The organism is Actinoplanes sp. NPDC051470 (assembly GCF_040682035.1).
GTDB lineage: Bacteria > Actinomycetota > Actinomycetes > Mycobacteriales > Micromonosporaceae > Actinoplanes.
The window spans coordinates 93729-106707 of sequence record NZ_JBFBAA010000010.1; the positions used below are offsets into that span (position 1 = coordinate 93729).

The 12979-nt window shown below is 71.6% G+C and carries 14 protein-coding genes and 1 pseudogene; 5 read left to right on the plus strand and 10 right to left on the minus strand.

Going from position 1 to position 12979, the window contains the following annotated elements; translation table 11 throughout:
• Window positions 1-21: 21 nt before the first annotated feature.
• From AB0M54_RS19285 to AB0M54_RS19315, 7 genes are all read right to left on the minus strand, one after another.
• Window positions 22-780, minus strand: a complete 759-nt coding sequence (locus tag AB0M54_RS19285) for an ABC transporter ATP-binding protein (RefSeq protein WP_364472803.1) — start codon at window positions 778-780, stop codon at window positions 22-24.
• The gene (gene cbiQ / locus AB0M54_RS19290) at window positions 777-1529 is read right to left on the minus strand and encodes a cobalt ECF transporter T component CbiQ (protein WP_364472805.1); all 753 of its coding nucleotides are present in this window, start codon (window positions 1527-1529) and stop codon (window positions 777-779) included. The genes AB0M54_RS19285 and cbiQ overlap by 4 nt, the downstream gene beginning before the upstream one ends.
• A 1-nt stretch (window position 1530) precedes the next feature.
• Entirely contained in the window at window positions 1531-1875 is a 345-nt protein-coding gene (locus tag AB0M54_RS19295) for a PDGLE domain-containing protein (protein WP_364319278.1), read from the minus strand.
• A complete protein-coding gene (locus AB0M54_RS19300; RefSeq protein WP_364472807.1) occupies window positions 1872-2558 on the minus strand; it encodes an energy-coupling factor ABC transporter permease in 687 nt (228 codons plus the stop codon). Before AB0M54_RS19300 ends, AB0M54_RS19295 begins: the two co-directional genes overlap by 4 nt.
• Before the next feature lie 55 nt (window positions 2559-2613).
• Window positions 2614-3987 (minus strand): FAD-linked oxidase C-terminal domain-containing protein, encoded by a 1374-nt coding sequence (locus tag AB0M54_RS19305; RefSeq protein WP_364319282.1) that lies wholly within the window; start codon window positions 3985-3987, stop codon window positions 2614-2616.
• A gap of 74 nt (window positions 3988-4061) precedes the next feature.
• Window positions 4062-4682, minus strand: coding sequence for an L-threonylcarbamoyladenylate synthase (locus AB0M54_RS19310; protein ID WP_364319284.1), 621 nt, complete (start codon window positions 4680-4682; stop codon window positions 4062-4064).
• A gap of 302 nt (window positions 4683-4984) precedes the next feature.
• Window positions 4985-5233 (minus strand): hypothetical protein, encoded by a 249-nt coding sequence (locus AB0M54_RS19315; RefSeq protein ID WP_364472809.1) that lies wholly within the window; start codon window positions 5231-5233, stop codon window positions 4985-4987.
• Window positions 5234-5630: 397 nt separating this feature from the next.
• Here AB0M54_RS19315 and AB0M54_RS19320 point away from each other — a divergent pair, with 397 nt between their 5' ends.
• A complete protein-coding gene (locus AB0M54_RS19320) occupies window positions 5631-6842 on the plus strand; it encodes a tetratricopeptide repeat protein (RefSeq protein ID WP_364472811.1) in 1212 nt (403 codons plus the stop codon).
• A gap of 99 nt (window positions 6843-6941) precedes the next feature.
• Here AB0M54_RS19320 and AB0M54_RS19325 read toward each other — a convergent pair.
• A pseudogene (locus tag AB0M54_RS19325) lies at window positions 6942-7184 on the minus strand (hypothetical protein); the annotation flags it as partial.
• A gap of 30 nt (window positions 7185-7214) precedes the next feature.
• Between AB0M54_RS19325 and AB0M54_RS19330 the strand changes: the two are divergent.
• On the plus strand, window positions 7215-7967 hold the full coding sequence (locus tag AB0M54_RS19330; protein WP_364472813.1) for a PHP-associated domain-containing protein: 753 nt from the start codon (window positions 7215-7217) through the stop codon (window positions 7965-7967).
• Here AB0M54_RS19330 and AB0M54_RS19335 read toward each other — a convergent pair.
• On the minus strand, window positions 7964-9679 hold the full coding sequence (locus AB0M54_RS19335) for an IlvD/Edd family dehydratase (protein WP_364472815.1): 1716 nt from the start codon (window positions 9677-9679) through the stop codon (window positions 7964-7966). The genes AB0M54_RS19330 and AB0M54_RS19335 overlap by 4 nt on opposite strands.
• Window positions 9680-9743: 64 nt before the next feature.
• Between AB0M54_RS19335 and AB0M54_RS19340 the strand changes: the two genes are divergently transcribed.
• The 3 genes from AB0M54_RS19340 (at window position 9744) to AB0M54_RS19350 (ending at window position 12129) form a co-directional block, all read left to right on the plus strand.
• Entirely contained in the window at window positions 9744-10568 is an 825-nt protein-coding gene (locus AB0M54_RS19340) for an SMP-30/gluconolactonase/LRE family protein (RefSeq protein WP_364319291.1), read from the plus strand.
• Complete coding sequence (locus tag AB0M54_RS19345; protein WP_364319293.1) at window positions 10569-11573, plus strand: alcohol dehydrogenase catalytic domain-containing protein; 1005 nt, start codon at window positions 10569-10571, stop codon at window positions 11571-11573.
• Window positions 11574-11637: 64 nt separating this feature from the next.
• Window positions 11638-12129: a pyridoxamine 5'-phosphate oxidase family protein gene (locus AB0M54_RS19350; protein ID WP_364319295.1), complete on the plus strand. Its 492-nt coding sequence runs from the start codon at window positions 11638-11640 to the stop codon at window positions 12127-12129.
• 397 nt (window positions 12130-12526) lie between these two features.
• On the opposite strand, the gene AB0M54_RS19355 is transcribed toward AB0M54_RS19350, so the two are convergent.
• On the minus strand, window positions 12527-12889 hold the full coding sequence (locus AB0M54_RS19355) for a hypothetical protein (protein WP_364472817.1): 363 nt from the start codon (window positions 12887-12889) through the stop codon (window positions 12527-12529).
• Between the last annotated feature and the right edge of the window lie 90 nt (window positions 12890-12979).

Consider the following 12979-nt stretch of genomic DNA (forward strand, 5'->3'; position numbering starts at 1 on the left):
ACTCACAGAGATCGATTGAACTCAGCGGCGGGCGTCGGCGGCCAGCGGGTTGAAGCCGAACGGGAGCTCCAGGCGATGTGCGGCCAGCAGGTCGGTGTCGGTGAGGATGTCGCGGGTGGGCGCGTCGGCCTCGATGCGGCCGTTGTCCAGGATCAGCGCCCGGGAGCACAGTTCCAGGGCGTACGGCAGGTCGTGGGTGACCATCAGCACCGTCACCGGCAGGGAGCGGACGATGTCGGCCAGCTCGCGGCGGCTGGCCGGGTCGAGGTTGGACGACGGCTCGTCCAGGACCAGCAGCGACGGGCGCATCGCCAGGACGGTGGCCACGGCCACCCGGCGGCGCTGGCCGAAGGACAGGTGTTGCGGCACCTGGTCGCGGTGGGCGCTCATGCCGACCGCGGCCAGGGCCTCGTCGACCCGGGCGTCCAGCTCGGCGCCACGCAGGCCCAGGTTGGCCGGGCCGAACGCCACGTCCTCGGCCACCGACGGCATGAACAGCTGGTCGTCGGGGTCCTGGAAGACCAGGCCGACCCGGCGGCGGATCTCGGCGATGCCGGCCCGGTCGCCCGGTTCGACGGTCGCGCCGGCCACCTCGACCGTGCCGGCGCCGCCGTGCAGAATGCCGTTGAGGTGGAGCACCAGGGTGGTCTTGCCGGCGCCGTTCGGGCCGAGCAACGCGACCCGCTCGCCCTCGGCGATGGTCAGGTCGATCCCGCGAAGAGCGGCGGTCCCATCCGGGTACGCGTAGTGCAGTCCCGTGACGCGCAAGGCGGCCGTCATGTGAACACCGCCAGCCCGGCCGCCGCCAGCGGGAGGGTGGCCGCCGCCGCCCAGTGGGTCGCGGACGTCCGCCGGTGGGCGAGCAGAGGCAGCCGGCCGGTGTAGCCGCGCGACCGCATCGCCAGGTAGACCCGCTCGCCGCGCTCGAACGACCGCAGGAACAGCGCGCCGACGCCGACCGCGAACGCCTTCACCTGCCACAGGAAGCGCTGGTCGTACCCGCGGGACAGCCGCGCGATCCGCATCCGCCGCGCGTCCTCGGCCAGGATGTCGAGGTAGCGCAACATGAACGTGGCGATCTGGGTGAAGACCTCCGGCACCCGCAGGCGGTCCAGGCCGATGATCAGGTCGCGCATCGAGGTGGTCGCGGCGAGCAGGAGCGAGGCGAGTACGCCCAGAGTGCCCTTGGCGACGATGTTCCAGGCGCCGTGGAGCCCGTCCACCGACAGCGACAGGCCCAGCCAGGTGATCCGCTCGCCGTGACCGGCGAACGGCAGCCAGAACGCCAGCAGCACGAACGGCAGCTCGATAGTGGCCCGTTTGGCCAGCCAGCCGGGCCGGATCCGGGCGATCGCGGCCACGATCACGATCAGCGCGGCGTACCCGGCGAACGCGCGGAAGTGCTCGCGCGGCGTGACCACCACGACGATCGTGAAGAGCAGGGTGGCGGCGATCTTCACCTCGGGCGGCAGCCGGTGCAGCGGGCTGTCGTGCTCGAGATGGAGGGGGTGGGCGTGACCGGCGCCCATCTCAGGACCGCACCGGTTTGCGGCGCCGGGCCAGCCAGAAGAGGCCGCCGCCGACGCCGAAGGTGATCAGCACGCCGAGCACACCGGCCACGGCGGTGCCGAGCGGGCCGTCCAGGCCCTTGATGCCGTAGCCGGCGAACGGGCTGCCGCCCAGCTGGTGCTCCTGCTCCCGCTGGGCCATGCAGGTGCCGCCGGTGATCTCGCCGTCGGCGTTGAACGTGCAGCCTTGCCGCGCGGTGGCGTCGAGGCCGTCGGGGCTGCCCGAGGCGAAGTTGCTGACCACGCCGGCCAGCAGGAGCGCCACCAGCAGGCCGCCGGCCAGGAACCACCCGAGTCTTTTCGTCACGCCGGAACCTCCGCCGCCTTCGTCACCCGAGTGGTTCGCCGCAAGGCGTACACCAGATCGGGTCGGACCTTGGCGACGGTCGCGACCGTGGTGGCGGCGATCAGGCCCTCGCCGATGCCGATCAGCAGGTGCACGCCGGCCATGGCGCTCGCGACGGTGCCGAGGTCGAGCCGGGTGGTGCCGCCCAGGGCGTACTCGAGGACGAAGCCCTGCGAGGCGACCACGACGCTGACCACCGAGGCCACGAAGGTCGCCACCTCGGCGCGCGGCAGCAGCCTGAGGACGGCGACGGCGACCAGGTAGCCGACCGCGGTGCCGAGGAGGGCCATGTTGAAGATGTTCAGGCCCAGCGCGGTGAGGCCGCCGTCGGCGAACAGCAGGCACTGCACGATCAGCACGGTGGCCACGCACAGCGCGCCCACCCAGGGGCCGACCAGCACGGCGGCCAGGGCGCCGCCGAGCAGGTGACCGGAGACGCCGGGCAGCACCTGGAAGTTGAGCATCTGCACGGCGAAGATGAAGGCGGCGACCAGGCCGGCCATCGGCGCCAGCCGGTCGTCGAGGTCGAGGCGGCCGCGCATCACACAGAAGCCGAGCGCGACCAGGGAGACGATCGCGAAGGCGGCGGAGACCCGCGCGTCCACGATGCCGTTCGCGATGTGCATCGCCACGGTCTGGTCCATGCCCGCAGCATATTTGGCACGACTGGCTGTTGCACAGACCTGGCAACAAGCGAATTCAGGGCAGGCCGACCACTTTGCCGGGATTGAACAGGTTCAGCGGATCGAGGGTCTGCTTCACGGCCGACTGCATGGCCAGCACCGCGGGCGACAGCTCCTGCCGCATGCCGCCGCGCTTGAGCAGGCCCACGCCATGTTCGCCGGTAACCGTCCCACCTGCGGCGATGGCCCCGGCGAGGATCTCCTCGAAGGCCTCCTGCGCGGCCGCCCGGGCGGCGTCGTCCCCGACCGGCGTGATGATCAAGGGGTGCAGATTGCCGTCACCGGCGTGGGCGACGGTGGCGATCGTCACGTTGTGCCGGGCGCCGATCTCCTGGATCGCGGCCAGCATCGCGGGCACCGCCGACCGTGGCACACAGACATCCTCGGTCAGCACCGGGCCAAGACGTTCCAGGGCCGGGTACGCCAGCCGGCGCGCCGCGAACAGCTGCTCCGCCTCGACCTCGTCCGTCGACGTCTCGGCCCACAGCGCGCCCGCCCCGGTGAACGCCTCGGCCATCGCCGCCGCCTCGGCCTCGCCGGCGACGCCCGGGGTGTCGATCTGGGCCAGCAGCAGCGCCTCGGCGTCGGCCGTCAGACCCAGGTGCTTCCAGTCCTCGATGGCCCGCAGGGTGGCCCGGTCGAGCAGCTCCAGGGCGGCCGGCAGCAGGCCCCGGCGGGTGCTCCCGGCCACCGCCTCACCGGCCGCGACCAGGCTGCCGAAGGCGCCCACGACCGTACGCGGCGGCTCCTTGCGGGCCGGCCGCAGGCGCAGGGTGGCCTCGGTGATCACCCCGAACGTCCCCTCGGAACCGACGAACAGGCTGGTCAGGTCGTACCCGCTGACGCCCTTGGTGGTGCGGCGGCCGAGCCGGGCCACCGTGCCGTACTCCCCCGCCGGCCCGCCCACGACGGCCGTCAGCCCGAGAACGTAGTCCCTGGTCACGCCGTACTTGAGGCAGCACGGCCCGCCGGCGTTGGTGGCCACGTTGCCGCCGATCGTCGACCACGGCGAGCTGGCCGGGTCGGGCGGGTACCAGAGGCCGTGCTTGGCCACCTCGGCCTTCAGCACGTCGTTGACCACGCCGGCCTGCGCCACGCAGACCATGTTGTCGGCGTCGATCTCCAGGATCGCGGTCATCTTGGAGAGGTCGAGGATCACACCGTCGTCGACCGCGTTGGCGCCGCCGGACACCCCGGTCCCGGCGCCGCGCGGCACCACGGCCAGCCCGCGGCGCGCGCACTCGGCGACGACCCGGGCGACCTCGTCGGTCGACCGGGGCCGCACCGCGGCGACCGCCCGGCCCACCGGCGCCCAGTCGGCCTCGTCGTGCGACAGGCTCGCCAGCACGTCCGGGTCGGTGACCTCGTCGATGCCCTCGAACAACGTCATCGCAAGAACCCGGCCGGCAGCACCACCGGCGCCCCGTCGCCGTCATCGGTGGTGAACATGGCCATACACCCAACCTAGACGAACCGGCTGAGGTCGCCCGCTCCCTCACGCAGGACTTCGGGCTCGCCGCCGGAGAAGTCGATCACGGTCGTCGGCACGGTGCCGCACTCCCCCGAGTCGACGACCGCGTCGACCTGGTGGTCGAGCGCCTCCTTGATCTCCCAGCCCTGGGTCATCGGCTCCTCGTCACCGGGCAGCAGCAGGGTGCTCGACACCAGCGGCTCGCCCAGCTCGGCCAGGATCGCCTGGGCCACGACGTGCTCCGGGATGCGTACCCCCACGGTCTTCTTCTTGGGGTGCAGCAGCCGCCGCGGAACCTCACGCGTGGCGGGCAGGATGAACGTGTACGGCCCCGGCGTGGCCGCCTTGATCGACCGGAACAGCGCGTTGTTGATCGTCACCAACTGCCCGAGCTGCGCGAAGTCGCGGCACATCAGCGTGAAGTGATGTCGCTCGTCCAGATGCCGGATGGTCCGGATCCGGTCGAGACCGTCCTTGTCACCCAGCTGAACCCCCAGGGCAAAACACGAATCCGTCGGGTACGCCACGACGCCGCCGCCCCGGATCACGCCCGCCACCTGCCCGATGACCCTGGCCTGCGGGTTCTCGGGATGCACGTCGAAATACCTCGCCACGCGAGGAGCCTAGCCCTCGTCGTCCCGCTTCCGGTCACGCCGCCCGCGCGCCTTCCGAACGATCTCAATCCCGCCGTTCACGACCACGACGACCACCCCGAGGGCGTTCAACACTTCCACGACTTCCTGCCACATACCTATCAGTGGAGGCGGAAACCCCGGCCACCTGCGAGGCAGTGAAACACCGGGACACAGAGCTGCCAACTCGGACCGACATTCACGAGGTTTCACTCAAGGCAGCTGAACGCATACTAAGAGTTGTGTCTGGCCGCTCCCGAACCGCCACCGACTCGCAGTCGATCCTACGGCTCCGGCTGAGGGAATACCGCGCTCACCACGGCAATCCAGCCTTGCGGGTGATGGAGGATCTGTCCGACCGGGTCGGTCATCGCTACTCCTACGCGTCCATCGGGCGAATGCTCGACGGGAAGAGACCGATGGACTGGCTCTTCCTCCAGACCGCCGTGCGGGTCTGTCACCGTCACGCCGGACTCCCCGGTGAGCCCGATCTGGCGCCGTGGCTGCTGGCCTTCGAACAGACCCTGCGCCATGACCACTGGATCGGGTCACCGCCGCCGCTGGCCCACGCTCACCAGATCCGTCCCGAGACGGCCGGGTTGAGCCGTTCCCTCACGCCCGGCCACGTGCTCGTCCTCACCGGACTCGACGGCGTGGGCAAGACGCAGCTCGCCGCCGAGCTGGCCTACCGCTCCCGGCGACGGTCTCGACGCCGCCGCCGAGCTCGCCGAGGAGCTGGGCCACCTGCCGCTCGCACTGTCGCTCGCGGGCGCGTACATCAGGAACTACAACCTCGACTGCGCCGGCTATCTACGGCGGTTCCGGGAGCGACGACTCGCCGAGCTGGTCCCGGACCCCAAGGACCCCCTGGCGACGACCCTGGCCACGGCCTGGGATCTGTCGATCGCGGCGGCCGACGAGCGCCCGCCCGTGGGCGCGGCCCGGCTCCTGCTCCGCCTCGCGGCCCTGCTCGACCCGCACGGCAGCCCGGCCGCTCTGTTCGTCACCAAGACGGTCCAGCAGATGCTCACCGCTGAGCTGGGGGTGGCGATGACCGCCGACGACGCGTCCGACGGCCTGGCCAACCTCACTCTGCTGAGCCTGTGTGACCTGCGCGACGGTCGCCGCACGCTCGACGTGCACCCGGTGCTTCAGCGGTCGGTCCGCGAGGAGGCGGTCGAGCAGATCGCCCGGATCGCCCGGTACGCCGCGGACGCGTTGCTCGAGATCTGGCCGGACGTCGAGCGCGACGCCGACCTCGTCGAGCAGCTACGGAACAACACCGAGGCGCTCCGCCGCAACGCCGAGGCGGCGCTGTGGGACGACGGTCTGCACCAGGTCGTGTTCCGGGCCGGCAACAGCCTGTGGCCACAGGGGCTGTCCGCCACGTCCCTGGCCTGGTGGCGGGCGCTGCTGCCGCCGGCGACGGAACGGCTCGGCGCCGAGCACGCCGACACGTTGTCGATCAGGCACAACATCGCCTGGGCCCGGCACCGCACCGACGACCATGTGGGCGCGCTGGCCGAAATGCGGGACGTGCTGACCATCCGCCTCCGGCTGCTGGGACCCGAGCACTCGAACACGCTCGCATCGAGGCACGGTGTCGCCATTTTTCAGGAGGCGACCGGGGACCGTCGTGGCGCCGCGGATTCGCTACGCGCCCTCGTGTCCGGGTACGAAGCCGTGCTCGAACCGGACGCGCGCGACACCCTCAACGCCCGGATGGCCCTCGCCTGCACGCTCGGCGCCGTCGAGTCGCCGCGGGCGGCGGTGGCCGGCCTCCGGGAGGTTCTCGACGGCTATCGCCGGAACCCGAACCTGGGCGCGGAGCATCCCGAGACGCTCGAGGTCGAGCTCAACCTCGCCGGGTGGCTGGCCGGCGCGGACCTGCTCGACGAGGCGCAGACCGTCATCGACCGGTTGGCCGCCACGTCCGGCCGGGTGCTGGGACCGGACCACGTCGCCACGCTGAAGGCGCGCTACTACGCCATCGACGTGCTCGGGCAGCGAGGGCACCGGGACGAGGCCGAGATCGCGATGAACGAGCTGCTGGCCGACCTGCGGCCGGAGGGCGGCGACGGGCGGCCCGAGGTCGACGAGATCCGAGCCGCGATCGCGAACTGGTTCGACCCGACGGCCTAGCGGCTCGGCCGGCGGTCGAGTTCCGTGAGGACGGTCACGTCCGAGGCCGGCTCGTCCTCCTGATCGGCGGCGTCAGCTGACGTCCTTGGGAACAGAGGAAGAGCCGGCGGCGAGCATGCGGCCGCGGGAACGCCACGCCAGCACGGATCCGACCGAGACGGCCGAGAGGATCGAGCCGACGCTCAGCCAGGAGCCGATGGATCCGATCGACCCGGCGGAGCCGATGGAACCGATCGACAGGACGGATCCGCTGGAGCCGATCGAGAGGATCGAGCCCTTCGACCACAGGCTGAGGATCGAGCCCTCGGAGCGGTAGGACAGCAACGACTTCCGGGTGCGCATCCGCCCATCATGGCGCTCTAGGGTTTCGGGATGCCTTGGTTCCGGGGGGATCTGCACACGCACTCGACGCTGTCCGACGGTGGGGAGCTGACGCCGGCCGAGGTGGTGGCCGCGGCCAGGGCGGTCGGGCTCGACTTCCTCGCCGCCACCGAGCACAACTCGGACGCGAACTGGCCCGAGTGGGCCGCCGAGGACTTCCTGATCTTCCGGGGGCGGGAGAACATCACGCCGGACGGGCACTGGCTCGACATCGAGGGGCGGCTCCGTGTGGTGGCCCATCCGGTCGCCCCCTATCCGGGCGGGACGTTCACCATGTCGCGGGACGGCTTCGACCTGGTCGAGGTCTGGAACGGCGCGTGGCGCTCCGACGTGCCGTGGCAGGCCGACAACGAGGCCGGTCTCGCCGCCTGGGACCCGATGACGATCAAGGCGGTCGGCAACAGCGACATCCACCTGGCCGGCCAGATCGGCGTCGCGCACAACGTGGTGCGGGCCGACGAGCTGACCGCCGACGCGATCCTCGACGCGGTCCGGGCGGGCCGCGGCTGGATCACCGATTCCGCCGCCACCGAGCTGACCTTCGAGGCCCGCCGCGACGGTCACGTGGCCCAGATCGGCGACACGCTCCCACCCGGCGACGGAGACCCTGAGCTGACCATCGATGTCCGAAATGTCCCCGGCAACACCATCAGGATCATCCGGACCGCGGACTACGTCCGGCTCGAGGTCCGCCACCCGGACGGCCGGATGGCCGCCCTGACCAACGCCATCTACGTGGGCTAATGAGACTCGCGGCTGACCTTGTCGCCGCTACTACCCTGCAGGAACGTGCAGTCGGCCCCGGTATCGGCCCCGGTCACCGTGTCGACGTAGAGCTTCTCCCAGCCCCGCGTCGGCCGGGCCAGCGCCGACACCATCGCGGCCGCGGGCTCGCGGGCGTTCAGCTCGTCGTCGGGTAGTTCCACGTCGATGCGCCGGGCCGGCACGTCGAGCACGATCCGGTCGCCGGTGCGCAGCTTGGCCAGCGGCCCGCCGGACGCGCCCTCGGGCGCCACGTGCAGCACGACCGTCCCGTACGCGGTGCCGCTCATCCGCCCGTCGCAGATCCGGACCATGTCCCGGACGCCCTTCTGCAGCAGCTTCGACGGCAGCGGCATGTTGGAGACCTCGGGCATGCCGGGGTAGCCGCGCGGGCCGCAGCCGCGCAGCACCAGCACGGTGTTCTCGTCGACGTCCAGGGCCGGGTCGTCGACCCGGGCGTGGAAGTCTTCGATCGAGTCGAACACCAGCGCCTGACCGCGGTGTTGGAGCAGGTGGGGTGAGGCGGCGGCCGGTTTGATGATCGCGCCGTCGGGGGCCAGGTTCCCGCGCAGCCGGGCGATGCCGCCGCTCGGCAGCAGCGGCGCGTCCCGCGTACGGATCACCTCTTTGTCCCAGATCTGCGCCCCGGCCAGCGAGTCGACGAAGGGTTCGCCGGTCACCGTGATCGCCGACGGGTCGAGCAGGTCGGCGACCTCTTTCAGGACGGCCGCCAGCCCGCCCGCGCGGAACAGGTCTTCCATCAGGAAGCGACCGGACGGCTGCAGGTCGACCAGGAACGGCACCTCGGCGGCGATCCGATCAAAATCGTCGAGCGTCAGGGGTACGCCGAGCCGGCCGGCAATCGCGAGCAGGTGCACCACCGCGTTGGTCGAGCCGCCGATCGCCGCCAGCGCCACGATCGCGTTGTGGAACGACGCGCGGGTGATCACCTCGCTGGGGCGGCGGCCGGCCTCGATCATCTCGACGATGAGCCGGCCGGTGTCGTGCGAGCGGGCCAGCAGCCGGCTGTCGGGGGCCGGGGTGCCGGCGGTGCCCGGGATGGTCGTACCCAGGGCCTCGGCCAGCAGGCCCATCGTCGACGCCGTACCCATCGTGTTGCAGTGCCCTCGGCTGCGGATCATCGACGACTCGGACTCGAGGAAGGCCGCCTCGGTCAGCGTGCCGGCGCGCACCTCCTCGGACAGGCGCCAGACGTCGGTGCCGCAGCCCAGCGGCACGCCCTGGAAGGTGCCGGTGAGCATCGGCCCGCCCGGCACGACCACCGCGGGCAGGTCGACCGACGCGGCCGCCATCAGCAGCGACGGGATCGTCTTGTCGCAGCCGCCGAGCAGCACCACGCCGTCGATCGGGTTGGCCCGCAGCATCTCCTCGATCGCCATCGCGGCCATGTTGCGCCACAGCATCGCGGTCGGCCGGACGTTGGTCTCGCCCAGCGAGACGACGGGCAGATTCAGGGGTACGCCGCCGGCCGCCCAGACGCCCTGTTTGACGCTGTCGGCCACCTCGTTCAGGTGAGCGTTGCACGGGGTCAGGTCGGACGCGGTGTTCGCGATCGCGATCTGCGGCTTGCCCATGAACGAGGAGCCCGGGGTGCCGCGACGCATCCAGGCTCGATGGATGTACGAGTTCCGGTCATCCCCGCCGTACCACTGGTTGCTGCGAAGTTCCGCCACGCCCGACCGCCTTCCGATCACTCTTCTTGGACCCTACCGCCCGATTGTTGGCAAGCTAGGCCTCATGGTGGATCGATGGACCGCACAGAGGGCGTCGGACCGGACGTTCCGGCTGGCCGAGGGGCCGATCTGGGACGCGCCACGCGGCCTGGTGCACTGGGTCGAGATCGAGGCCGGGGCGCTGCACAGCGGCCGGCTGACCGACCGGGGCGTGGAGCCGGCCGGGACGCGTGAGCTCGACCGGATGGTCAGCGCGGTGGCTCTCGGGCGTACCGGAGAGCTGCTCGTGGCCGGCCTGGAGACCCTGATGGTGGTGACCGCCGAGGGTGACGTCGCCCCCGGCCCCCGGATCCTGGCGGCGGGCAGCGGCCGCCGGCTCAACGACGGCAAGTGCGACCCCGACGGCGCCTTCCTGGTCGGGACCATGCAGCTGAACGAGCAGCCGGGCGACGACGAGGTGCTGGTGCGGGTCGGCGCCGACCGGTCGGTGACGACGATCGACGCCGGGATCGGGCTGAGCAACGGCCTGGCCTGGAGCCCCGACGCGAGCCTGTGGTACTACGTCGACACCGTGCCGGGCGAGATCTACGTGCGGGCTGGCCACGGGGAGCGGCACATCTTCCTGCGGGACGACTGGGACCCGGACGGCATCTGCACCGACGCCGACGGCAACCTGTGGGTGGCCGTCTACGGGACGGGCGAGGTGCGGCGGTTCAGCCCCGAGGGCGAGCTGACCGGGGTGGTCGAGGTGGCCAGCGCCGAGGTGACCTGCCCGTTGTTCGTCGGTCCGGGCCTCGACCGGCTGCTGATCACCGCCCGCGACGCCCTCTACCTGGCCGACGTGGGCGCGACCGGGCTCCCTGCCTTCGACTGGGCGGGGTTCAACTAGGTGCGCGCCTTCGTCATCACGGGGCCCAAGCAAGCTTCGGTCATCGACGTCGACCCGCCGGTCGCGCGGCCCGGTGTGGTCGTGGTGGACGTCGACCGGGCCGGGGTGTGCGGCACCGACCTGGAGTTCTTCAGCGGCGAGATGGCCTACCTGCACTCCGGCGAGGCGGCCTACCCGATGCGGATCGGCCACGAGTGGAGCGGCGTGGTCACCGCGGCCGGAACGGCGGCCGACGAGGCCTGGCTGGGCCGCCGGGTCACCGGCGACACGATGCTGGGCTGCGGGCACTGCGCCCGATGCACGTCCGGGCGGCAGCACCTGTGCGCCGACCGGCACGAGATCGGCGTCCGGCACGGCTGGCCCGGCGCCCTGGCCGCGCAGCTCCCGGTGCCGGTGACGGCCCTGCACGAGCTGCCGGACGAGGTCGACGCCACGGTCGGGGCGATGGTCGAGCCCGGCGCCAACGCGCTGCGGGCGGTGCTGGCCGCCGCGCTGAGCCCCGGCTCCCGGGTCCTGATCATGGGTCCGGGCACGATCGGCCTGCTGGCGGCGTCGTTCGCGGCGGCGGCCGGGGCCGAGGTGCACGTGCTGGGCCTGTCGCTCGACTTCACCCGCTCACTCGGCCTCACCAACGCGTGGACCGCCGACGACCTGCCCGACCTGCCGTTCGACGCGGTCATCGACTGCTCGACCGCCGCGTCCCTGCCCGCGAGGGCGGTCGACCTGGTCGAGCCGGGCGGCCGCGTGGTCTTCATCGGCATCGCGGAGCAGCCGTCCCTGCTCGACACCCGCCGCCTCGCGCTCAAGGACGTCACCGCGGTGGGCGTCCTGAGCGGTTCGGGCGCGCTGGCTCAAACCATCTCCGCGTACGCCGCACAGGCCGTTGATCCCCGACCGCTGGTCGCCGCCACCGTGGGCCTGGACGAGGCGGTCGCGGTCCTTTCCGGCGCCCGCGACCCGTCCTGGGGCGCGGCCCCGAAGATCCACATCGACCCGCGCGGCTGAGCACGTCGAGATCGCGCGGCCGGCTTCGTCCCCGGGGTACAAGCCGACGAAGGAGCCACCAGAGATGCGAACCACCGAGATCACCGCGATCCTGACCAAGCCGATCAGCCAGGAGCTGCTGGCCCGCGACCTGACCCGGCTGGCCTACGTGGCCCAGGACGGCACCCCCCGCAGCATCCCGATCGCCTTCACCTGGAACGGGTCGGAGATCGTGCTGTGCACCTCACGCAACGCCCCGAAGCTGCCCGCCCTGCGCGCCAACCCGATGGTCGCGCTGACCATCGACACCGAGGTCCACCCGCCGAAGATCCTGCTGATCCGCGGCCGGGCCGAGCTCGACGACGTCGACGGCATCCCGGCCGAGTACCTCCAGATGAACGGCAGCTACGAGATGACCCCCGAGCAGCGGGTCGAGTGGGAGGCCGAGGTCCGCTCGCTCTACGACGGCATGGTCCGGATCGTCATCACGCCGACCTGGGCCAAGCTCATCGACTTCGAGACCACCCTGCCCTCCGCGGTCGAGGAGCTGGTCCGGCAGCGGGCCGAGCGTTCCTGACCGTTACTGAGGCAGGGAGGCTTCGACGGCCTTCAGGATGCGGTTGACGCCATGCTCGAAGCGGGTGTCGAAGTCGTGGTCGGCGCCCTCGCGGACGACCCGCGCCAGGCACGGGTGCTCTGCTGCCGGCCGTGGTGCTGGTGGCGGTTCTGGTGCCGCGTACTCAGCAGGGTTGAGTAGCGGGTCCGACGCGGGCCCCGGGCGGCGCGAATAGCGTCGGTGACGTGCTGATTCTCCTGCGGTTCACCGGCCTCGCGCTGAGCGCGCTGTCCTCGCTCTACCGCATCCACCCGGCCGTGTGGCGGCTGATGGCCCGGACGTTCCGGCCCGGTCTCAGCCGCCTTGCGCGGTTGCACGCGTGGCTCACCTGCCGGGTCGCGGCGCACGACGTGCCGGCCTATGCCGATTTCGTTGGTTCCAGGGCCCGGAAGCGGCTCGCCCTCAGCGATTTCCCGCCGACCGACAAGCAGGGGTACGTCGTGAGGTACCCCGAGCACCTGCGCTGCCGCGGTGGCGAGATCGACGTCGTCGGCAGCGTGGTCGACGAGTCGTCCGGGTCGTCGGGGCGGCCGTTCAACTGGGTGCGGAGCCGGGCCGAGCTGCGGTCGGTGCATCGGAACCTGGCGGCGTACACCACGATGATCTTTCCTGCGCGGAAGAAGCGGGGGCGGTTCGTGATCAACGCGTACTCGATGGGCGCCTGGGCGACCGGAACGACCACCGGCGCGGCGATGTCCCGGATCGCGATGGTCAAGAACACCGGGCCCGACCTGGGCAAGATCGCCGACACGCTGCGGCACTTCGGGCCCGGGTTCGACTACATCGTCACCGCGTACCCGCCGTTCCTGAA

Coding starts and splice junctions, on each gene's coding strand:
- AB0M54_RS19330 (WP_364472813.1), top strand. CDS start 7,215: ATGCCTTGGTTCCGGGGGGATCTGCACACGCACTCGACGCTGTCCGAC.
- AB0M54_RS19315 (WP_364472809.1), bottom strand. CDS start 5,233: ATGGCGCAGGGTCTGTTCGAAGGCCAGCAGCCACGGCGCCAGATCGGG.
- AB0M54_RS19350 (WP_364319295.1), top strand. CDS start 11,638: ATGCGAACCACCGAGATCACCGCGATCCTGACCAAGCCGATCAGCCAG.
- AB0M54_RS19305 (WP_364319282.1), bottom strand. CDS start 3,987: ATGACGTTGTTCGAGGGCATCGACGAGGTCACCGACCCGGACGTGCTG.
- AB0M54_RS19300 (WP_364472807.1), bottom strand. CDS start 2,558: ATGGACCAGACCGTGGCGATGCACATCGCGAACGGCATCGTGGACGCG.
- AB0M54_RS19340 (WP_364319291.1), top strand. CDS start 9,744: ATGGTGGATCGATGGACCGCACAGAGGGCGTCGGACCGGACGTTCCGG.
- cbiQ (WP_364472805.1), bottom strand. CDS start 1,529: ATGGGCGCCGGTCACGCCCACCCCCTCCATCTCGAGCACGACAGCCCG.
- AB0M54_RS19285 (WP_364472803.1), bottom strand. CDS start 780: ATGACGGCCGCCTTGCGCGTCACGGGACTGCACTACGCGTACCCGGAT.